The 20208-nt window shown below is 53.8% G+C and carries 21 protein-coding genes; 16 read left to right on the top strand and 5 right to left on the bottom strand.

Annotated features, from left to right (window positions below; translation table 11 throughout):
* Positions 1–2 precede the first annotated feature (2 nt).
* From pcaF to CZ787_RS14265, 4 genes are read left to right on the top strand one after another with little or no spacing between them, the layout of a single operon-like run.
* Positions 3–1205, top strand: a complete 1203-nt coding sequence (pcaF, locus tag CZ787_RS14255) for a 3-oxoadipyl-CoA thiolase (RefSeq protein WP_087110359.1) — start codon at positions 3–5, stop codon at positions 1203–1205.
* Positions 1206–1216: 11 nt separating this feature from the next.
* Complete coding sequence (locus CZ787_RS14260; protein WP_254908629.1) at positions 1217–2062, top strand: alpha/beta fold hydrolase; 846 nt, start codon at positions 1217–1219, stop codon at positions 2060–2062.
* 18 nt (positions 2063–2080) lie between these two features.
* Positions 2081–2437, top strand: coding sequence for a hypothetical protein (locus CZ787_RS19130; protein WP_254908630.1), 357 nt, complete (start codon positions 2081–2083; stop codon positions 2435–2437).
* Positions 2438–2478: 41 nt separating this feature from the next.
* A complete protein-coding gene (locus CZ787_RS14265; RefSeq protein ID WP_087110361.1) occupies positions 2479–2886 on the top strand; it encodes a nuclear transport factor 2 family protein in 408 nt (135 codons plus the stop codon).
* Between the two features lie 42 nt (positions 2887–2928).
* Here the strand turns inward: CZ787_RS14265 and CZ787_RS14270 are convergent, their stop codons facing one another.
* The 3 genes from CZ787_RS14270 to CZ787_RS14280 are packed head-to-tail and all read right to left on the bottom strand — an operon-like array spanning position 2929 to position 5909.
* Complete coding sequence (locus CZ787_RS14270; protein ID WP_087110363.1) at positions 2929–4230, bottom strand: amidohydrolase; 1302 nt, start codon at positions 4228–4230, stop codon at positions 2929–2931.
* Between the two features lie 16 nt (positions 4231–4246).
* Positions 4247–5704, bottom strand: coding sequence for a sodium:solute symporter family protein (locus CZ787_RS14275; RefSeq protein ID WP_087110365.1), 1458 nt, complete (start codon positions 5702–5704; stop codon positions 4247–4249).
* Positions 5697–5909 carry a hypothetical protein gene (locus CZ787_RS14280; protein WP_087110367.1) on the bottom strand — a complete coding sequence of 71 codons (213 nt, stop codon included), beginning with the start codon at positions 5907–5909 and terminating at the stop codon, positions 5697–5699. The genes CZ787_RS14275 and CZ787_RS14280 overlap by 8 nt, the downstream gene beginning before the upstream one ends.
* Positions 5910–6105: 196 nt before the next feature.
* On the opposite strand from CZ787_RS14280, the gene CZ787_RS14285 reads away from it, so the two are divergent.
* Entirely contained in the window at positions 6106–6996 is an 891-nt protein-coding gene (locus CZ787_RS14285) for a LysR family transcriptional regulator (protein ID WP_087110369.1), read from the top strand.
* 21 nt (positions 6997–7017) lie between these two features.
* Here the strand turns inward: CZ787_RS14285 and CZ787_RS14290 are convergent, their stop codons facing one another.
* Complete coding sequence (locus CZ787_RS14290) at positions 7018–7923, bottom strand: LysR family transcriptional regulator (RefSeq protein ID WP_087110371.1); 906 nt, start codon at positions 7921–7923, stop codon at positions 7018–7020.
* A gap of 204 nt (positions 7924–8127) precedes the next feature.
* Here CZ787_RS14290 and salA point away from each other — a divergent pair, with 204 nt between their 5' ends.
* The 11 genes from salA to CZ787_RS14345 all read left to right on the top strand — a co-directional run bounded on the left by salA (position 8128) and on the right by CZ787_RS14345 (position 19120).
* On the top strand, positions 8128–9414 hold the full coding sequence (salA, locus tag CZ787_RS14295; protein ID WP_087110374.1) for a salicylate 1-monooxygenase: 1287 nt from the start codon (positions 8128–8130) through the stop codon (positions 9412–9414).
* 476 nt (positions 9415–9890) lie between these two features.
* A complete protein-coding gene (locus CZ787_RS14300; protein WP_087110375.1) occupies positions 9891–11009 on the top strand; it encodes a muconate/chloromuconate family cycloisomerase in 1119 nt (372 codons plus the stop codon).
* 57 nt (positions 11010–11066) lie between these two features.
* Positions 11067–11357 (top strand): muconolactone Delta-isomerase, encoded by a 291-nt coding sequence (catC, locus tag CZ787_RS14305; RefSeq protein ID WP_087110376.1) that lies wholly within the window; start codon positions 11067–11069, stop codon positions 11355–11357.
* Between the two features lie 67 nt (positions 11358–11424).
* A complete protein-coding gene (gene catA, locus CZ787_RS14310) occupies positions 11425–12396 on the top strand; it encodes a catechol 1,2-dioxygenase (RefSeq protein WP_087110378.1) in 972 nt (323 codons plus the stop codon).
* 110 nt (positions 12397–12506) lie between these two features.
* Positions 12507–13874 carry a Rieske 2Fe-2S domain-containing protein gene (locus tag CZ787_RS14315; RefSeq protein WP_087110380.1) on the top strand — a complete coding sequence of 456 codons (1368 nt, stop codon included), beginning with the start codon at positions 12507–12509 and terminating at the stop codon, positions 13872–13874.
* A gap of 26 nt (positions 13875–13900) precedes the next feature.
* Positions 13901–14389 (top strand): benzoate 1,2-dioxygenase small subunit, encoded by a 489-nt coding sequence (gene benB / locus CZ787_RS14320; RefSeq protein ID WP_087110382.1) that lies wholly within the window; start codon positions 13901–13903, stop codon positions 14387–14389.
* A 24-nt stretch (positions 14390–14413) separates the two neighbouring features.
* Positions 14414–15439 (top strand): benzoate 1,2-dioxygenase electron transfer component BenC, encoded by a 1026-nt coding sequence (gene benC, locus CZ787_RS14325; RefSeq protein ID WP_087110384.1) that lies wholly within the window; start codon positions 14414–14416, stop codon positions 15437–15439.
* Positions 15436–16236 (top strand): benzoate diol dehydrogenase BenD, encoded by an 801-nt coding sequence (gene benD / locus CZ787_RS14330; protein WP_087110386.1) that lies wholly within the window; start codon positions 15436–15438, stop codon positions 16234–16236. The genes benC and benD overlap by 4 nt, the downstream gene beginning before the upstream one ends.
* A gap of 72 nt (positions 16237–16308) precedes the next feature.
* Positions 16309–17553: a benzoate/H(+) symporter BenE family transporter gene (locus CZ787_RS14335; protein ID WP_087110388.1), complete on the top strand. Its 1245-nt coding sequence runs from the start codon at positions 16309–16311 to the stop codon at positions 17551–17553.
* Positions 17554–17649: 96 nt separating this feature from the next.
* Positions 17650–18846 carry a benzoate/H(+) symporter BenE family transporter gene (locus CZ787_RS14340; protein ID WP_087110391.1) on the top strand — a complete coding sequence of 399 codons (1197 nt, stop codon included), beginning with the start codon at positions 17650–17652 and terminating at the stop codon, positions 18844–18846.
* A 127-nt stretch (positions 18847–18973) separates the two neighbouring features.
* The gene (locus tag CZ787_RS14345) at positions 18974–19120 is read left to right on the top strand and encodes a universal stress protein (RefSeq protein ID WP_254908640.1); all 147 of its coding nucleotides are present in this window, start codon (positions 18974–18976) and stop codon (positions 19118–19120) included.
* 9 nt (positions 19121–19129) lie between these two features.
* Here CZ787_RS14345 and CZ787_RS14350 read toward each other — a convergent pair whose 3' ends face one another.
* The gene (locus tag CZ787_RS14350) at positions 19130–20032 is read right to left on the bottom strand and encodes a LysR family transcriptional regulator (RefSeq protein WP_087110395.1); all 903 of its coding nucleotides are present in this window, start codon (positions 20030–20032) and stop codon (positions 19130–19132) included.
* Positions 20033–20208: the final 176 nt, after the last annotated feature.

The raw sequence follows: 20208 nt of genomic DNA on the forward strand, positions 1-20208 counted from the left end.
TTATGACAAACGTTTATTTATGTCACCCACGACGTACCGCCGTAGGCCGGTTTGGCGGCACGCTGGCAAGTGTGCGCCCGGATGATTTCGCCGCCACGATCTTCAAGGCCGTGCTGGCCGACGCGCCGGATCTCGATCCTGCCGCGATCGAAGAAGTGTTTATGGGTTGCGCCAACCAGGCAGGTGAAGATAACCGCAACGTCGCGCGCATGTCGTCACTTTTGGCAGGCATCCCCACCTCGGTCCCCGGCACCACCATGAACCGCTTGTGCGGCTCCGGAATGGACGCGGTAGGTACAGCGTTTCGGGCGATTAAAGCCGGTGAGATGGAGCTGGCGCTGGCCGGCGGCGTGGAATCCATGTCGCGCGCGCCTTACGTGATGGGCAAAGCCGACAGCGCCTTCGCCCGCGGGCAAAAAATCGAAGACACCACCATCGGCTGGCGGTTTATCAATCCGCTGATGAAGAAAGCCTATGGGGTGGACTCCATGCCCGAAACGGCGGAGAACGTCGCCGAGCAGTTCAAGATTTCCCGGGAAGATCAGGACGCTTTTGCATTGCGCTCCCAGCAGAAAGCGGCTGCCGCTCAACAGGCTGGGCGTTTTGCTCAAGAGATCACCGCCATCGAGATTCCTCGCCGTAAGCAGGAGCCATTGGTATTTGATACCGATGAGCATCTGCGGGATACCACGCTGGAGAAACTCGCGGCCTTGCCGACGCCCTTCCGTGATGGCGGTAGCGTCACAGCAGGCAACGCCTCCGGCGTCAACGACGGCGCGGCTGCCATGCTAGTGGCAAGCGAATCCGCAGTTAAGCAGTACGGCTTGACACCGATGGCAAGAGTCATCGGGATGGCCACCGCAGGCGTTGAGCCACGTATCATGGGCTATGGGCCGGTACCGGCGGTGCAGAAACTGCTTAAGCGCACCGGTATCTCGCTAGATGAGATTGATGTATTTGAATTTAACGAAGCCTTTGCTGCTCAGGCGCTGGCTTGCATGCGTGACCTTGGCCTGGACGATGATGACCCTCGGGTAAACCCTAACGGTGGCGCGATTGCTTTAGGTCACCCGCTGGGCATGTCCGGCGCACGGTTGCTGCTCACCGCCGCCCATGAGCTGCAAAACAGCGGCAAGCGCTACGCGCTATGCACCATGTGTGTGGGTGTTGGCCAAGGCATCGCCACACTGATCGAACGCGTTTAACGGAGGTTGCCATGGCATTTCATACCATCAATGGCCGCAGCGTGGCCTATCGGCTGCTCGGTATAGAAGCTAACCCCTTGGTAGTGCTGGCGCACCCCCTGGGCATGAGCCAGGCAGTGTGGGATGACATCATCCCGGTACTCTTGCCACGCTATCGCGTGCTGACTTGGGACCTGCCTGGTCACGGGGCTAGTCAGGCGGTCAGTGGAGCACAGGTTACGCCCGCTAATCTGGTTGCCGAGGCCTTGGCGCTGGCAGAGCTTTCAGGCGCTGCGCGCTTTCACTTTGTCGGTACTTCCATTGGTGGTGTAATCGGTCAACAGCTGATCGCTGAGCACAGCGACCGTTTGCTCTCTGCCACGCTCACCAATACCGGCGCGGTTATCGGCAACTCAGAGCTCTGGAACACTCGCGCGGGTCGCGTGCGTCAGGAAGGTCTCGCGGCGATGTCACAAGAGATTGTGCCGCGCTGGTTTGCGCCCAAGGCCTTTGAAGCAAGCCCCGCGCTGAAAGCGGGCTGGTGCATTCAGATGGGCCGCGGCGACGACGAATCCTACGCTCAGCTGTGTGAAATGCTCGGCCGCGAGACGTTTACCGGCAAGCTCTCCAACAAGAACGTCAAGGTGCAGCTACTTGGCGGCAGTGAAGATCTGGCTACGCCGCCGACGACACTGGAAGCCTTGTCTGCCGAGCTTGATGGCGCACCGCTTGAGATCTTTGACGGCGTAGGTCATGTGCCTTCAGTAGAAGCGCCTCAGCTGATCGCTGTGAAGCTGCTTGGCGTACTGGCAACAGATTTGGGCGACGTGGCGAACCACGGCGAGACTTGCGTCACTGGCTTGGAAACTCGTCAGTAGGTGCAGTGCAAGGAGTATGTGGCGCGTTCAACCGCTAACGCCAACAGCTTGAATACACCCTTTCAGCAGACGATTAAGCGCTTGGCGTGGGTGAGCTTTGCATTGTTAACGGTTCTCACCGTCGGCACTAAACCCGCTCAAATCGTTTTCGGGCTAATGTTTGCCTGCTGGTTCATCACCATGTGGGTCAGTAACACGGCTACGGCGGTTATTAGGGTGCCTATCGGCGTCTCTATTATTGCGTTAGTAAACTCCCTGGGAAAATACGCTGGCCCTTCCAATGCGGCGTTGGTCGACCGTACGGTTGTGCTATGCGCCCAGTACCAGCGCCCAATAGCTAGCTGGCAACAGGCCCGCGAGATGCCAAGGCTATAAAAGTTACAAAAAAGCGCTAAATTATTTGCAGGAGTTCAAACATGAATAACGCTACTACAGTAGGTAATGCCTTCGAGATTGATGAGATTAAACACGTCGTGCAGCTATATGTTGATGGCTTTCAAGGCGGTATGGAAAAGCTGCAGGAGGCCTTTCATAAGGATGCGTGGATATTTGCTGTGGATGCTGAAGGCATTCTAGCGACTGATCTGATCAGCGCTCGTTTTGAACGCTGGGCGACTAGCTACCGAAAGGTCACCAGCCGTTTTATTGCAGTCACCCAAGCCGGGGACGTGGCCAGCGTGCTACTGGGTTTTGATAACAGTGACAATCTTGCAGACTCTTGGGTCGATGTTATTGCCCTGGTGAAGGTCGACGGTACTTGGAAGATTACCAATAAAACGGCTGCCCACAGCACCCGCGCGGCATGGGCCAAGCCAAAACCTTAACGGCTGTGCTGGTAGACCGTGGCCGTTAAGGTTGCAGTGACACTAGGCTAAATAGGCGAGAGCGCCGGTTGCCATTGCCTCAATACCGGTTCGCAACGTCACGTCATTCCCCGGAAAGTAGTAAGGTGAATGAGGCATTTCAAGGTGGCGCATTTTCTGCGACACGCTCGTTCCTAAGGTTTTTGCCCAGCGTTCGGCGGGCGTGGCACCAATAAACCAGTAGACGTAGGGGATATCTTTGCCACCAAAACCGCCGACTTCGGCGTTGCCAAGCAGCGGGAAATCCTCGCTGGCATTAAGGCGTGGCATGGCGAAAAGGTTGGCATCGCCAAAATATTCGGTGTGGGCATGGCGAACATGCTCTACCGCCATCGGATCGTTGTGCAGAGCGATAGTTTCGTTGAGTGTTCGGAATTCCGGCAGTTTGGGCGAGCGGCCCGCTTCGCATTCTGCGCGGATAATACGCTTAATAGATGCCACTACTTGGCTATGCAGCACATCATCAAAGCTACGGATATTAATCTCAAGTTCGGCGGAGTGGGGGATAATATTAGCTTGGGTGCCCGCGTGGAGCTTTCCTACGGTGACCACCACGGTTTCTTCCGGTGGTACTTCCCGGGAAACGATACTCTGTAGCCGGGTGACCACATGCGCTGCGATCACGACCGGATCTACCGTTTGTGCAGGCATAGACCCGTGGCCCCCAGCGCCATGAATAGTCACCGCCAAATTAGTACAGGCGGCCATGGCGCTGCCAGAAATATGCCCAACACTTCCTGCTAATGCTGGCATATTGTGTTGACCTAAAATGATGTCTGGGCGTGGGAAGCGTTCATAGAGGCCATCATTTAACATCGCTTTGGCACCGCCAAAAATCTCTTCTGCAGGCTGACAGATGAGCATCAACGTGCCGGACCAGTGTTTTTTTAGCGCTGCCATCACAGCAGCTGTTCCTACAATACAGCTGCTGTGTAGGTCATGTCCGCAAGCGTGCATCAGTGGTATTTCATTACCATCTGACGTAGTAGTGGTTTCGTTACTGGCAAAATCGAGTCCAGTCTCTTCCTTTATGGGGAGGGCATCCATATCGCCACGCAGCATGACCGTACGGCCGCTTCCGTTATGCATTAGAGCGACGACGCCAGTGCCGCCTACGCCGCGTGTTACTTCATAGTCGAGGCTTTCCAAAGCGTCGGCGAGACGCGCACTGGTTTTATACTCCTGGAAGGGAAGCTCTGGCGTTCGATGCAACTCGCGATATAGCGTTTGGGTATCTACGAACGTTGCCTCGGCCTGTTTGCTGATAGCATCTTTTAAATTGAAACATTCTGTTTGGGTAGCCATGTATTTCTCCGGGCATTCAATGGGGAGATGTTGACGTAGGGGCCGCAAGGGTGGGGTTAACCAACCACTGCCAGACAGCCACAGTGCCGACGTTGATCAGCATCGCCCAGATGCCAGCGTGCCAGCCAAGTGGAGAGCTCCAGGCGAACTCCATCAGCAAGTAGGCCAGGCTGCCGAATAGGGCGCCCGCCATGACGCTGGCGCGGCGCAGGCGTGGCATAAACAGCGCGCCAATGACCATCGGGAAGAGTTGAACAATTAAGCCATAGGCGCCGAGTAGGAGTAGTACCAGCGACGAGGGGTTGGCCAGCGCAAACAGGTAGGCGATCAACGACAAGCCGAGCACGCTCCAGCGTGTTGCGCTGATGACCGCCTTCTCGCTTGCCCCTTTCATCATGGTGGGGCCAACCACATCACGCACCAACACTACGGCAGCGGTATGGGCTAGATTAGCGCCTGTAGACATGGCAGCGGCCAGCGCGCCAGAAAGCATCAAGCCGACCACCCAGGGTGAGAAGTTGGCCGCGTCCATTACCATGCGCAGGAGCACCGTATCGGAGCGTTCTAAAGGAGAGCCGGAGAAGGGCAAAATGCCCGCAAAGCCGATAAACAATAGCGGCACCAACAGATAGGCGTAAAGCGGGTAAAAGACGCTAACCTTACGCAGCGTCTTACCGCTGTCCGCCGAATAGAACTTCATAAACAGATGCGGCCACATGGCACCGCCGAAAGCACTGACCAGCACCGCAGTACTGAAATAGCCCCAGTTCATACCAGTGGCCCCAGGCATGGTCAGGTACTCAGGCATGGTTAACTGGATCTGGCGGAACATTTCGCCCACGCCGCCGTAGAGGCGCTCAGAGATGGAGAGACCCAGGAACCAAGCGATGACTATCATCATGATTCCTTGGAGTAGGTTGGTCCACCCGATGCCGTTCAGACCACTACAGAAGACGTAGGCGGCGACTACCAGGAAGGCTAGCAATGCCCCCAGCCAGAAGGGAATCAGGCCATCAGTAGCCGCCTGAAACAACAGGCCTGCACCGGCAATCTGAATCGTAAGATAGGGTACTAGCGCTAGCACACCGATCACGCCAGCCAGCATACCCAGCGTTTTGCTTTGGTAGTGATCGGCAATCATGTCGCCTTGGGTGAGATAGCCCCGCTCTCGACCTAGCTTGGCCACTCGTGGCCCCATGGCCCAAATGGTGATGGGCATCAGCGACAGGTAAGCGAGAATATAGAAGGCTGGTGCACCATGCTGATAGCTCCAGCCCGGCGCGCCCAAGAAGGCAAAGGCGGAGAATATTTCGGCGCCGAGGATGAAGAACAAAATCACCACGCCAACATGGCGTCCACCTGCTACATAGCCCTCTAGGCTTGAATTTTTCTGACCGCGAGCGCGGAGTCCCACCCATAGCACCAGAGCGAGATAGGTCAGGGTGATGCCGACGACAATGATCGAATCATTCATGGCGATCACCTCCGTGGCGAATCACAAAGGCTACCCACATGCCGACAAATAGAATCAGCATCCAGAGGATGTACCAGAAAAATAGAAAGGGCAGTCCGAGTACGGTGGGCTCGATACGATTGGCGATCAGTGCGCCGGGCCAGATCATTGCCAGGGTGCACACCGCAAAGTGCAACCCTGTTAGAAGGTGGTATGTCTTGTTCATCGGGTTTCCTGCTCGTCATAGCGAGTCTTGTTATGGATTGTTTATTCACTATGAAACAAGCATTGGGATATCAAAAATATATCTTTTAGATGTTAGATATATCATTTAGGCATGGGCAGGCGGTATGGTTTAAAGTGTTGGTAGCTAAGATGCTTTTACTTGTGGTTCACGGGCGTATGTGAGGTGTTGTCAAACCATGGAGTTTCGTCAACTGGAGTATTTTATTGCCGTGGTGGAGAGCGGATCGATTTCTGGGGCTAGCCGCAAGGTACACGTTGCACAGCCTGCGTTGACACGGCAGATGCGCCTGTTAGAAGAAAGTGTTGGTACACCACTTCTGGATCGCCACGCTCGCGGGATCCGATTGACAGTGGCGGGGCGTGCGCTTTACGGCGATGCTACACGCATGTTAGACGAGCGTGCGAATATCAAGGCGCGCTTGTTAGCACTGGGCAGTGGGCAAACAGGAAAACTTAGCCTTGGTATAACCGTGACGCATTTGTGGGTAACCGAAGTGGCTAAACTCATGGGCGACTATCGTAGCCACTATCCCCATGTGGCGCTGGATGTTTTGCCGTTGCTTTCCGGCCCTCAGTTAGAAAAGCTGCAACAGGGTAGTCTTGATGTCGGTATTATCTATCACGATGATCATGCTCCGTCGGGCATCGACGCACGTCTACTTCAGCAAGATCACCTAATACTCGCCGTACCCACCTCTTCGTCTTGGGCACGATTGCCTCCGACAAAACTTGCGGACCTTGCTGAGGCTGAGTTTGTATGGGGGTACCGCAGTATTTCTCCGGTCTATTATGATCGTGTGATTATGCACTTTGCACGGCTAAACTTTGAGCCTCGCGTGGTGCAGTATGGCGCGGATAACATTACCATCCTCAGTATGGTCTCGGCAGGATTGGGGGTAGCGATTGTCCCGGCTGCCAGTCGCTGCCATCCCATGTTAGGCATCCGTTTTATTGAGCTAGAAGAGTTAGCAACCTGTGATATGCCACTTTGGCTGGCGTGGCGCAGGAGCAGCGTATCTCCCGTGCTTGATAATTTCATCCAAATGGCAGGAGATATATTTGGATGAAGTTGGCGCTTTTCGTTGTAATTACTCGGAAAACATCGTGAACATCAGCCCACGCAACCACCGACTGCCAGGGTCCTGGTGAAAGCGGCGGTGCCAGAAAAGGTTGATCGGGATCTCGGGAAACGCCAATGGGTGCTCTCGAATCGTTAGCCCAAAACGCTCGCAGGTAGCTTCGGCCAATTTATCGGTCACCGTGACGATAAGGTCGCTGTTGCTGATGATATAAGGAATGGCGGCAAAATGCGGCAACGTTAACCTGACGGGGCGCGTGATTTTGGCACGTGTCAGCTGCTCTTCTACGATGCCGTGGCCGGTACCTTGTGCCACTACCACGGCGTGAGAGGCGGTGCGAAAACGCTCAACATCAAACTCGCCGGTGGCCAACGGGTGACCCTGGCGCATCAGGCACACATAGCGCTGCCCAAATAGCCGTTGTTGATAAAAACCAGCCCCAAGCTGTGGAATAAGGCCAACGGATAGGTCGATCTGGCCCGCCTCCATCTCCTGTTTCAGGCCGCTATTGCGGCTGCGCACGGTTGTCAGTGACACGCCCGGCGCTGCTTTTGAGAGATGCTCAAGCAAGCGCGGCAGAAAGACGATCTCGCCAATATCAGTCATGTTGATATTAAAGGTGCGCTCGCTCACCGCGGGATTGAAAACCTCGTTTATGTTCAAGGTATCGTTCACTCTTGCGAGTGCATCGGCGATGCCGGGATGCAACTGACTGGCGCGCGGCGTTGGCTGAAGCCCTTGAGAAGTGCGCTCGAAGAGTTCGTCATGCAGTAAAAGCCTTAAACGCTTAAGCGCATGACTCACGGCAGGTTGGGTAATACCTAAACGTAGAGCGACCCGTTGGGTGTTCTGTTCCTGGTACAGAAGATCAAAAACAACCAGTAGGTTAAGGTCGATATCCGTAAGTTTTACCATCCCTCGATGCCTCGTCATTTGTTCGACATTGGTCTATTTAATTTAAATGAACTGATTCCAACTCATTGTTTCTTAATGTTATTAGCGCCGCTTATAGTTCGAATGAAGAGGGCTGTGTGGTGGCCGCTGTTTCATCCGAATAACGTTAGGGCAAGAGCATAAAGCTCAACATGATAACGATAAATCTCTGACCGGGGTGACAATATGCAAGCCACACAGGTGCAACAAAAACGTCTTTCTATTGGTATTATCGGTGGTGGCATCGGTGGCGTGGCCTTTGCGGTTGCGTTATCCCGCGATAGCCAGCTTGATGTTCAGCTTTTTGAATCAGCCCCCCAGTTCTCTGAGATTGGTGCTGGAGTTTCCTTTGGCCCTAATGCTGTGAAAGCTATTCAACGGCTGGGATTGGAAGCCTCTTATCAACGTATTGCCGACTCTTCACCCGCGCCCTTTGAAGATGTGTGGTTTGAATGGCGGCGTGGCAGTGATGACACTTATTTAACTGCCAGCTTAGCACCAGGCGTTGGTCAATCCTCGGTGCACCGTGCTGATTTTCTGGATGCCATTGTTGCCAACCTTCCTGACGGCATCGCTCACTTCGGCAAGCGCTGTGTCGAGGTGCAGCAGGATGCCAAGAGTGCAACGGCTTACTTCAGTGATGGTACGCACTTCACCGGCGACGTGATTATAGGCTTTGACGGGATTAAATCAGCAGTGCGTCAGCACGTTTTACCCCCAGAGCAGTACGGCGAGATTACGCCGCTTTGGAGTGGTACTTACGCCTACCGTGGCATGATCCCGACAAGTGAATTAGAGACTACCTTAGAGGCTCACGGCAGCGAGAAGCGTTTAGCACTAGTACCTCAAATGTATCTTGGTAAAGATCGTCACATCTTGACGTTCCCAGTTAAACAGTCGCAATTGGTTAATGTTGTCGCCTTTATTACTGATCGTTCGACAACAAATCCCAAGCTACCCGAAGGTGAAGAGTGGGTACAAGCCGTAACTCACAAAGAAATGCTGGGGGTGTTTAAAGATTGGGGTCCTGCTTGCCAGGCTATCCTGGAATGTATTCCAGAACCAATGCGGTGGGCATTACATGAGTTACCTGAGTTAACCCGTTACCATCGGGATCGCGTGTTAATCGTTGGCGACGCTGCTCATGCGCTAGTGCCGCACCAAGGGGCTGGAGCCGGCCTGGCACTTGAAGATGCTTATGTGCTAGCCAGCCTGCTGACAGATGCTAGTTGTGATCGCCATAATGTGAGTGATGTGCTGTCTGCCTTTGAGCAAGTGCGCTATGACCGCACCTGCAAGGCACAGCGAACATCCCATGAAGCCGGGGATATCTACGAATATGCCGGTGTTGGTAGTAGCGCCGATGAAACCAGGCTGATCGAAAATCTGGAAACCCGTTTCGAGTGGCTTTGGGACCATGACCCCTATGATGATGTGGTGGCAGCAAGACATAAATTAGCCTTAGCTCCCTAACGTTACTACCAAGTAAGCCGTGAAATGACGCTGATTCGGCAGTAGCGGCTTATTCTTTTGTCGCAAAAGATTCATAACTCAGTGTACTTTGAAGAAAGAAGGTTACCGCTACAAGCCACAGTAAGGCATAGGTTTTCAAGTTCGTAGATACCTTATATAGCAAGTAGCAGGAGCTGCTTGTGCAAGAAAACAGCTATTTCCCGTACGCTACGCCATCCAATTCTTGGGAATGAGTTGCTTAGTTGTCGGGTGTTTTCTCAAATGATTGATAATTAACAAAAAATAATGGATGCCGGCAGGTTGTGGCAGTGACGAGAGTGAATCAATAATGGCGTCGGAATGCTAAAACTGCCGAGCTAATTACTCCCTGGTAATACCTCCTTGGTATGGCAAAGCACTTAAACAATATTGGTTCCGGCTGACAGCGCCAATCAAACTGATATTCAGTGAAATGATTGCCTTACGCCGGAGTTGCCATGTCAACCGTCATCCAACATATCGAGACGCTGCTAGTCGATCTACCGACTATTCGTCCCCACAAACTCTCCATGGCAACCATGGCCTGCCAGACCATGGTCATCGTGCGTATGCGCCACTCTGATGGTATCGAAGGGCTCGGAGAGGGCACTACTATCGGTGGCCTGGCCTATGGCCCAGAGAGTCCAGAAAGTATCAAACGCAATATCGATACTTATCTAGCACCTCTGCTGATTGGTCAGCCTTCTACTAACATCCACTCCCTGCGTACACGGCTCAATCGGCATGCCCGCGGCAATATGATTGCCAAGTCGGCACTCGAAACGGCGCTGCTGGATGCGCAGGGGAAGCGCTTGGACCTGAGCATCAGCGAACTTCTCGGCGGCCATCAGCAAGCGCATCTCCCCGTGTTATGGACGCTGGCTAGTGGCGATACCGCCAAGGATATCGATGAAGCGCTACTACGCCTGGAGCAACGCCGCCACTGTGATTTCAAGTTGAAGATAGGTGCTAACCCTGTCGACCAGGATGTCCGTCATGTGGCGGCGATTAAAGAGGCGTTAGGCGATCGTGCCAGTGTACGTGTCGACGTCAATCAGGCTTGGGATGAGTCCGTGGCGGTGCGTGGTATCCAGGCGCTTCAAGATGCTGGCATTGATCTGATTGAGCAACCTATCCCTGCACGGGAACACGCCGGTTTAGTGCGGTTAGCCAACCGCTTTAACGTTCCTATGCTGGCAGACGAAGCAGTGCAGGATGCGCGCGACGGGCTGGGCCTTATCTGTCGCGGCTTCAGCGGTGCCTATGCTATCAAACTGGCCAAGGCTGGCGGCATTTATGGCGCCTTAGAGCTGGCCCACGTCGCTCAGGCCGCCGGTATAGGTTTATACGGCGGTACGCTTCTGGAAGGCACTATCGGCACAGCCGCATCACTTCACGCCTGGTCCATCCTCCCAGAAATGGCTTGGGGCACCGAGATGTTTGGCCCGCTTTTGCAAAAAGACGACATCGTCGTCGAGCCTCTCAATTACACCGAGTTCGGTGTCGAGGTGCCTAAAGGGCCGGGTCTGGGAATGACGCTGGACGAAGATAAATTGGCCCATTACGCCCGTAAATAACCCTTGTGTTCAAGTTGCCATCACTAAGCGTACACGTGATTTAGAAAGGAGATAGGCATGCTTTTTCAAGTAGAAATGACCGTCAAACTACCGCCCGATATGCCGGCTGAGCAGGCGGCCAGGATCAAGTCAACCGAAAAAGAGTATTCGCAAGAACTACAGCGTCAGGGCAAGTGGCGTCACTTATGGCGGGTAGCGGGCAGCTACTCCAATGTCAGTATTTTCGACGTTAAAGATAATGCTGAGTTACAAGAGCTCGTTAGCAATCTCCCACTATTTCCGTATATGGAGATCAGCGTCAAGCCCTTGTGCCGCCACCCCTCCTCCATTCGCGAAGATGATAGTTAAACAAATACGCACCACGTCAGCTTATTACTAATAGAACAATATCTTATAAAAATCTGAGGATTATATAATGACTGTGAAAATCTTCGACACGCCAGAAGTACAAGACTTCATTAACACGGTCGCCGGGCTCGACCAGGCTGGCGGCAATGGCCGTGCCAAGCAGATTATCCATCGTCTGGTGGGCGATCTTTTCAAGTTGATCGATGACTTCGATGTCACCGAAGAAGAGTACTGGGCGGCGGTTAATCTGCTCAACGCGCTGGGTAGCCAGACCCAGTTCGGCCTACTCTCGCCGGGCCTTGGGTTCGATCACTTCCTTGATATGCGTCACGATGCCATCGATGCCGAGGCCCAGCGCACCGGCGGCACGCCGCGTACCATCGAAGGCCCGCTGTACGTGGCCGGTGCTCCGGAAGCTGAAGGGTTTGCGCGTATGGCCGACGAAACCACCGAAGGCGAGACCATGTGGCTGACCGGCCAGGTTCGGGGCGTGGATGGCACCCCGATTGCCGGGGCCAAGGTTGAGATCTGGCACGCCAACGACAAGGGTGGCTACTCTTTCTTTGACCCGTCGCAGTCCGAGTATAACCTGCGCCGCACGATCTACACCGATAGTGACGGTCGTTATACCGCTCGTAGCGTCATTCCCTCCGGTTACGGCGTTCCCGAAGGCGCGCCCACGGATGTGGTACTCAAGTCGCTTGGCCGTCATGGCGAGCGCCCGGCCCATATCCACTACTTCGTTTCCGCCCCGGGCCATCAGCACCTGACCACCCAGATCAACTTGGCGGGCGACCCCTACACGTTTGATGACTTCGCCTTCGCCACTCGAGAAGAGCTGGTGATCCCCGCCGAGCGCATCGACGACCCGGCTGAAATCGCCCAGCGGGACCTGAGCGGTCCGTTCTCCCAAGTAGTATTCGATGTTGAGCTGACACAAGTCTCTGCCCCGGAGCTTCAGGCACGCCACGCTCGGCCCCGTGCCAAAGAGGACGAGCAAGACCTGGCCAGTCAACTGGCGGGTACTGCCAAGGTATAAGTCCCTCGGCACAGCACCTGACTGTCCACCCCATGAGAACGGCAGACTCCCCTGAAACCTGTCGTTCTCAAGTTCAACAGAACATCATAATAACCTCGAGGAGCGCGATCATGACCGTGAAGCTTGATCAACTTGAAGCCCGTGTTCGCAATGCCGTTCAAGATGACCCGGCCAACGGCCGGTTCCGCTGCCACCGCAGCATGTTTACCGACCCCGATTTTTTTGAACTTGAAATAAAGCACGTTTTCGAAGGCAACTGGCTGTTTCTGGCCCACGAAAGTCAGGTCGCCGAGCCAGGTGACTACATGACCGTCACTATGGGCCGCCAGCCGGTAATCATTACCCGCGACAAGCAGGGCGAGCTGCATGGCCTGATCAACGCCTGTGCCCACCGCGGCGCGACCCTGTGTCGCCGCAAGCGTGGCAACAAGGGCACGTTTACTTGCCCCTTCCACGGCTGGACGTTTAAGAACGATGGCCAACTGCTCAAGGCCAAGAACGAGAAAACTGGCGCCTATCCGGAGAACTTCAAGCAGGATGGATCTCACAACCTCAAGCGCCTGCCGCGTTTCGAGAACTACAAGGGCTTTCTGTTCGGCAGCTTAAGCGACGATGTTATGCCGCTTGACGAGCACCTCGGTGAAACCACCAAGGTAATCGACAACATTGTCGACCAGGCCCCGGAAGGCCTCGAGATTTTACGCGGCACGTCTTCCTATACCTTTAACGGTAACTGGAAACTGGGTGCCGAGAACGGCGCCGACGGCTACCACGTAAGCTCTGTGCACTGGAACTATGCCTCGACTATGGAGCGACGCAACTACGACGCCGGTGGCACCAAGTCGGTCGATGCCGACGGCTGGTCGAAGAGCAAGGGCGGTTTCTACTCCTACGAAAACGGTCACATGATGCTCTGGACGCAGCTGCTTAACCCGGATGTTCGTCCGGTCTATCAGAATAAGGACTGGATCAAGGAGCAGTTTGGCGAGGCTCGTGCCGACTCAATCGTCAACCAGACGCGCAACCTCTGCCTTTACCCGAACGCTTATCTGATGGACCAGTTCTCCACGCAGATTCGCGTGATTCGTCCTCTCTCCGTGGACAAGAGCGAAGTCACGATCTACTGCTTCGCCCCTAAGGGAGAGTCGGCGGAGGACCGCCGGTTGCGTATTCGCCAATACGAAGACTTTTTCAACGTTTCCGGTATGGGCACCCCAGATGACCTTGAAGAATTCCGCGCCTGTCAGGAGGGCTACGACGGCGCCCTAGCGGAATGGAATGACCTCTCTCGAGGTGCTCAGCAGTGGATCGAAGGCGCTGATGCAAATGCCCTGGCGATTGGCATGAAACCGCTACTCAGTGGGGCCTCCCCGGAAGACGAAGGACTCTACGTACTGCACCACAAGCACTGGGTCCACGAGATGCTGCGCGCCATCGATAAAGAGCGTAGCCAGTTTATCGCCACCGCATCCGCCTGAGTGTCTGTGAAGAGAGGGAAAAGACCATGAGCATTAGCTATCACGAACTCCAAGCCTTCCTGTACCGCGAAGCGCGACTGCTGGACGATCGGGAATGGGACGAATGGCTCGCGCTTTACCGTAAAGATGCCGAGTACTGGATGCCCGCCTGGGATGACGACGATCAGCTCACTCGGGATCCGCACAGTGAAATTTCGTTGATTTACTATCCCAACCGCGAAGGGTTGGAAGATCGTGTTTACCGGATCAAGACCGAACGCAGCGGAGCGAGTATGCCGGAACCGCGCACCACCCATCAGGTTACGAATATTGAGATTTTGTCTCAGGACGGCGACACGGTGGAGTTGCGTTTCAACTGGCACACGCTAAGCCACCGTTACAAGAAGACCGACAGCTTTTTCGGCAGCTCGTTTTATACGCTGGACGTGTCGGGTGAGATGCCGTTGATCACAAGAAAAGTCGTGCAGCTTAATAACGACTATATCCATCAGGTTATCGACGTTTATCACGTCTGACCCGATGGTAGAGGAGAGTTAATCATGAGCTATACCATTGCCCTCAACTTTGAAGACGGAGTGACTCGCTTCATCGGCTGTAAAGAAGGGGAAACCGTTCTGGATGCCGCTTACCGGCAAAAAGTTAACCTACCCATGGATTGCTCAGACGGCGTGTGTGGCACCTGCAAGGGTCACTGCGAGCAGGGCCAATTTGATATGGGTGATGAGTACCTGGAGGAAGCGCTTTCCGATGAGGAAGCCGCTGAGGGGCAGATACTTACTTGCCAAATGGTGCCTTCTTCGGATTGTGTGATCCAAGTGCCAGTGGCCTCCACGCTGTGTAAAACACAAGTAGGCAAGCTTGAAGGCACGATAGCAGCGGTTGAGCAGCTCTCCGAAGACAGTATTGAACTGGTGGTCGATCTGGGTGATGAAGGAGGCCTCGCTTTTTTACCTGGCCAATACATTCATATTGATGTTCCCGGTACTGAAGTACACCGTTCCTATTCATTTAGCTCGCAGCCCGGTCATAAGCGTGCCACTTTCTTAATTCGTAATATTCCCAATGGGGTAATGAGTGGCTATTTGACTGAACGTGCCGTGGTGGGCGACAAGCTTACGCTCACTGGTCCGCTGGGCAGCTTCTATCTACGCGAAGTGACACGTCCTGTCCTTATGTTGGCGGGCGGCACGGGATTAGCGCCATTCCTTTCCATGCTTGAGCAGATGGTCGAGAAGGGCTGTGATGCGCCGATCCATATGATTTACGGTGCCAATAAAGATGATCATTTGGTCAAAACCGACGCGTTAGATGCCTTCGCTGAGAAGTTACCAAACTTCAGTTACTCCACCGTCGTCGTCGACGAAGCCAGCGAGCATCCACGTAAAGGGTATGTGACGCACCATATGGATGCCAGCGTAATGCATGACGGCGATGTCGACATTTACTTGTGTGGCCCACCCCCGATGGTAGATGCCGTTCTAAAGCACTTCGACGCAGAAGGCATTGAACCGCAAAGCTTTCACTATGAGAAGTTCACCCCTAACCAAGTGGGAGAGGGCGCATGAGCAATCAACGTTTCGCGAGTGCGCGTTTTCAAGATCGAATAATGGTGATCACCGGAGCTGCTCAAGGGATTGGGCTACGAGTTGCCGAGCGCGCAGCCGCTGAAGGCGCGCGTTTGGTACTGATAGATCGCGCTGACGCTATCCACGAAGTTGTCGCTGAAATTAGCAAGCAAGGAAGCGAAGCGATTGCGGTACAGGCTGACTTGGAAACGTGGCGAGGCGCTGAGCAAGCGATGCATACGGCGCTCGCTCACTTTGGCCGTATCGATATTCTGGTGAACAACGTAGGCGGAGCGATTAACTTCAAGCCATTTACCGAGTTTACCGAAACGCAGATTACAGCGGAGATCAACCGCTCGTTGATGCCCTCGCTTTGGTGCTGTCGAGCAGTGCTGCCAGCCATGGTAGCTCAAGGGCAAGGTGTGATCGTCAATGTTTCTTCAGCGGCAACCCGGGGTATTCATCGTATTCCTTATTCGACAGCGAAGGGCGGTATTAATGCATTAACCGCGTCGCTAGCATTTGAGTATGCCGAGCACGGTATTCGTATTGTTGCAACGGCACCTGGTGGCACAGAAGCACCGCCAAGGCGTATTTCGCGTGGAACGCCAGAGCCAACGAACGAGACGGAAAAAGAATGGTTTCAAGCCCATATTGATCAGACGAAGCAGAGCTGCTTAATGGGACGTTATGGCACGCTGGATGAAATGGTCGCTCCTATTCTATTCCTTGCGTCCGATGAGGCCAGTTATATCACCGGCAGCGTGCTTCCTGTCGCAGGCGGTGACCTCGGCTAACGAGTCGATTAAAAATAAATCTGTATAAGTGTTAACAATAACTCTAAGCACAATAATCCCCTGGAGCACACCGTGAAACATATCGAGAAGGGCGTCAGCTTAAGGCATGCGCCCCGTGATTTTCTGCGCGATCTCAATGCCGACAATGCCAGTACGGGGTTGGTAGCGGGTATATTGGGGCTCGGCGTCGGCGTCGTTCACATCAGTGCGGGCACATCGGCAGGCCTCGACCCCTCCTTCATCATGATCTGGGTTATCAGCTACTTGATGATCAATGGCCTGTTTGGACTTTTCATGCCCGCTTACTACCGTTTGCCGCTGCCCATGGCTAACTCCATTCCCGGGGCATTGATGTTTGCCGCGGTTATTCCGGTAATTGGCTTGGAAGCTGCCTTGGGCGCTAGCTTTATTGCTGGGGCTATCACGCTGGTTGCCGGTGTGACGGGGATAATGGGGATCGTCATGCGCTTGATACCGATGCCGATAGTGATGGGCATGGTGGGTGGGATGCTGCTTAGTTTCGGTCTCAATATGGTCAAGCCGCTTGAAAGTGCCATTGTACCAGCGTCGATCATGATACTGGCTTTCTTTATCTCTTCTCGGCTCTTTCGCAAGATTCCTCCATTGATCATTTCGATGGTGGCTGGTCTTGTCTATCTAACCGTGACAGGCGTTGATTTATCCGGCATCGACGCCACTATTCGATTCCCTGAGTTCATCATGCCTGCGTTTACGTTGGAAGCTTTCCTAACGTATGGCTTACCACTTGCTATCATCCTGATTGGAATGGAGACCCCAGCGGGAGTCGGTTTGATAAAGGGGATGGGCTATAAAGATGCGCCAGCGAATGCGATTACCGCTGTAGGGGGCTTAGGTACCATGGTGTCGTCATTCTTTAATCTGCATAGCACCTGCATTGCGGCGCCCATGACCGGCGTATGCGCTTCTCCAGAAGCGGGAGCCCCCGATAAACGTTGGGTTGCTGCCGTGATAGCAGGAGCTATTTTCGTAATTGCCGCGCCATTCTACGGTTACGTGGTCAGCTTACTGGAGGCTACGCCGCGCTATTTCATCGCCATTATTGCGGGATTGGCGCTAATGCGCGTGATTACTTCCTCGATGGCCATCGCCTTTTCTGGCAGAAAGCATGAAATAGGCGCGTTGTTCGCCTTTCTGATCGCCGCTTCCGGTATTCAGATTCTTGGCATTGGCGCCACGTTTTGGGCGTTAGTGCTGGGTGTCGTTGTTTCGGCAATCGTCGAAACCAAAGACTTTGACGTCATTTTTACTCGTGGATCAGCTGACCTCTCGCCTTGAAACTCACCTCGGCGTTGCTTGATACGGCCCCAGCAAGCAGATGCTTGCCGGGGCCGTTGGTTGCTCGTTAAATACTGACACGGGGAAGTGTGTTGCATGCAATTTCATAAGCAATTGCAAAAGGATTTGTCGATCCCAGCCATCACTGCTGGTTTTGTGGCGGTGCTAATTTCTTACTCCGGGCCCTTGGCCATTTTTTTCCAAGCGGCTCAGAGTGCCGAAATATCCAGTGCCATGATGACGTCCTGGGTGTGGGCTATCTCTATCGGCGCAGCTATCTCGGGTATCTTTTTAAGCCTATGGTTAAAAGTGCCGGTGGTGACCGCCTGGTCGGCGCCAGGGACTGCGCTGTTGGTAACGCTGTTCCCGGGGTTGACGCTCAATGAAGCGGTGGGCGCCTACCTAACAGCCGCTGTGATCATTTTTCTGATCGGCGTTACAGGCACTTTTGACCGCATTATCCGAATGATACCGCCAGGCATCGCCAGCGCGATGATGGCAGGCATTCTGTTCCAATTCGGGGTGGGCGTCTTCGTCTCTTTAGAGAGTGTGCCGGCGCTGGCTATTGGTATGATTATCGCTTATTTGCTCTTTAAGCGACTTACTCCGCGCTATAGCTTGGTACTGCTATTAATCGCTGGTATCACGTTAGCCGTCTTGCTGGAGGGCGCGAGCCTGGAGGGAGTGGCACTCCAGCTTGCCGAGCCCCAGCTTATTCGCCCCGAGTGGTCTTGGAATGCGACCCTGAGCTTGGCCATTCCCTTGGTACTGGTGAGCTTGACGGGACAGTTCCTACCCGGCATGGCGATTCTACGCGCCTCTGGGTATTCGACCCCGGCCAGACCAATCGTTATCGTGGCTAGCGCAACGTCCTTTTTCACCGCTTTTTTTGGCGGTATCACCACGGTAATCGCAGCGATTACCGCGGCAATCTGTACCAGTAAGGAAGCTCACGAAGATCCTGCTAAGCGCTATGTTGCCGGGGTGGCAAACGGGGTTTTCTACCTGTTTGGTGCTATTTTTGCAGGCACTATTGTAGCGCTATTTACGTCGTTGCCAGGGGAGTTTGTGGCGGTACTCGCAGGCCTTGCACTGCTTGGCGCGATTAGTAGCAATATCAGTGCGTTTGCGGCCGAAAAGAGCCACTTGGAAGCCTCTGTCATTACGTTTATTGCCACCGCCTCTGGCATTAGTTTTCTAGGCTTAGGCTCCGCCTTCTGGGGAGTGGTCGTTGGGGCGCTTGCCTATAACCTGCTGCATCGACGTTTTAACTCGCTTAACCATAAAACCTAATAACAGTGATACTGCTTACGCGGTAGTGGAGTGGGACCATGGAAAAGATCGTTGTGGCGGTTGATGATAGTGAAAGTGCTTTGCATGCCCTGGCATTTGGGCAAATATTTGCGGCCCAGCGGACTCTATCGTCAGCTATTTGGCAAGTCGTCATAATACGATGCTTGCCATGACAACCCATGGACGTAGTGGTCTTTCGCAAGTAGTGGCTGGCAGCGTTAGTCACGAAGTGCTGCACGAAGCGGCTTGTCCGGTCGCCATACTGCGCCCATAAAGGGTGGTGCTATGGGTAACGGCCAGAACGGCGATTTTCCACGAGCACCTCTAAGATAGCGTTGGCTTCCTGCATTAGAGGCGAGGGGTTTTCTCCTCGCCGACGACTGCAGATAACGGGGGAGGTTATGGTCTTGTCTGCCAATGCTACATAGGTAATACCGTCACGTTGAACGCGTTTTACTTGCTCTGGGACCAATGTAATGCCTATACCGGAGGCGACAAGGCTAAGCGCTGTCTGTACTTCGTTCGCCTCCTGTACCACCTCAACCTTTAAACCTTGGCGTCGGAAAATACCTAGTATCATATCCGCAAGACTGGGACGTGGTTTTGCAGGGAAGACAATGAGGGGATAGCGAGCCAGCTCCTCGCAGGTCGGGGTCGTACCCTCGAGTGGATGGCCGCTCGAGAGGGCAGCAATCAACGGTTCATCGAAGAGAATATCCTGCTCTACGTCTGGATCATCAATGCGAATGCGTCCGAATCCCATATCGATGCGGCCTGCTTTGAGTGCTTGAATTTGTTGTACTGTTGTGAGTTCTGCCAGTGTAAGTTCAATATTCTCAATGCGGCGTAAGTCACGGACTAATGTCGGAAGCTGTCCATAAAAAACAGATGGCACAAAACCAATACCGAATAGCGCACGCTTGCTGCGCGCCATATGTCGCGTGGCATCGATGGTAACTTCCACTTTTTCTAATATCTGCAAAGCGTGCTGCTGAAAAAATACACCAGAAGGCGTTAGGCGTAAGCCTCTTGAGCTTCGCTCAAACAATTCGGCACCCACTTCCTGCTCTAGTTGCTTAATTTGGCGCGATAGAGGCGGTTGCGACATGTGCAATCTTTCAGCAGCACAGGTGAAATTAAGCTCTTCGGCCACAATGCAAAAGTATCTAAGGTGGCGTAGCTCCATGATGCCTCCAAGGTATAAGCGACAACTTAACATTACCTTTATGAACTTAGCTGTTGCCAAGCCAGCAACTGGGGCATTTTTCAGCCAATCGTTTAGGCATTGTAATAAAGTCGTATACCCTACCAGTATTCAAACGATGAGCTGGCTACGACTTTAGTCAAGGTAAAGACAACGCT

The organism is Halomonas citrativorans (genome assembly GCF_900163645.1).
Taxonomy (GTDB): domain Bacteria; phylum Pseudomonadota; class Gammaproteobacteria; order Pseudomonadales; family Halomonadaceae; genus Vreelandella; species Vreelandella citrativorans.

Excerpts from the sequence above, each read along its gene's own strand:
- pcaF (WP_087110359.1), top strand. The coding sequence starts at position 3 with ATGACAAACGTTTATTTATGTCACCCACGACGTACCGCCGTAGGCCGG.
- CZ787_RS14260 (WP_254908629.1), top strand. The coding sequence starts at position 1,217 with ATGGCATTTCATACCATCAATGGCCGCAGCGTGGCCTATCGGCTGCTC.
- CZ787_RS14265 (WP_087110361.1), top strand. The coding sequence starts at position 2,479 with ATGAATAACGCTACTACAGTAGGTAATGCCTTCGAGATTGATGAGATT.
- CZ787_RS14270 (WP_087110363.1), bottom strand. The coding sequence starts at position 4,230 with ATGGCTACCCAAACAGAATGTTTCAATTTAAAAGATGCTATCAGCAAA.
- CZ787_RS14275 (WP_087110365.1), bottom strand. The coding sequence starts at position 5,704 with ATGAATGATTCGATCATTGTCGTCGGCATCACCCTGACCTATCTCGCT.
- CZ787_RS14280 (WP_087110367.1), bottom strand. The coding sequence starts at position 5,909 with ATGAACAAGACATACCACCTTCTAACAGGGTTGCACTTTGCGGTGTGC.
- CZ787_RS14285 (WP_087110369.1), top strand. The coding sequence starts at position 6,106 with ATGGAGTTTCGTCAACTGGAGTATTTTATTGCCGTGGTGGAGAGCGGA.
- CZ787_RS14290 (WP_087110371.1), bottom strand. The coding sequence starts at position 7,923 with ATGGTAAAACTTACGGATATCGACCTTAACCTACTGGTTGTTTTTGAT.
- salA (WP_087110374.1), top strand. The coding sequence starts at position 8,128 with ATGCAAGCCACACAGGTGCAACAAAAACGTCTTTCTATTGGTATTATC.
- CZ787_RS14300 (WP_087110375.1), top strand. The coding sequence starts at position 9,891 with ATGTCAACCGTCATCCAACATATCGAGACGCTGCTAGTCGATCTACCG.
- catC (WP_087110376.1), top strand. The coding sequence starts at position 11,067 with ATGCTTTTTCAAGTAGAAATGACCGTCAAACTACCGCCCGATATGCCG.
- catA (WP_087110378.1), top strand. The coding sequence starts at position 11,425 with ATGACTGTGAAAATCTTCGACACGCCAGAAGTACAAGACTTCATTAAC.
- CZ787_RS14315 (WP_087110380.1), top strand. The coding sequence starts at position 12,507 with ATGACCGTGAAGCTTGATCAACTTGAAGCCCGTGTTCGCAATGCCGTT.
- benB (WP_087110382.1), top strand. The coding sequence starts at position 13,901 with ATGAGCATTAGCTATCACGAACTCCAAGCCTTCCTGTACCGCGAAGCG.
- benC (WP_087110384.1), top strand. The coding sequence starts at position 14,414 with ATGAGCTATACCATTGCCCTCAACTTTGAAGACGGAGTGACTCGCTTC.
- benD (WP_087110386.1), top strand. The coding sequence starts at position 15,436 with ATGAGCAATCAACGTTTCGCGAGTGCGCGTTTTCAAGATCGAATAATG.
- CZ787_RS14340 (WP_087110391.1), top strand. The coding sequence starts at position 17,650 with ATGCAATTTCATAAGCAATTGCAAAAGGATTTGTCGATCCCAGCCATC.
- CZ787_RS14350 (WP_087110395.1), bottom strand. The coding sequence starts at position 20,032 with ATGGAGCTACGCCACCTTAGATACTTTTGCATTGTGGCCGAAGAGCTT.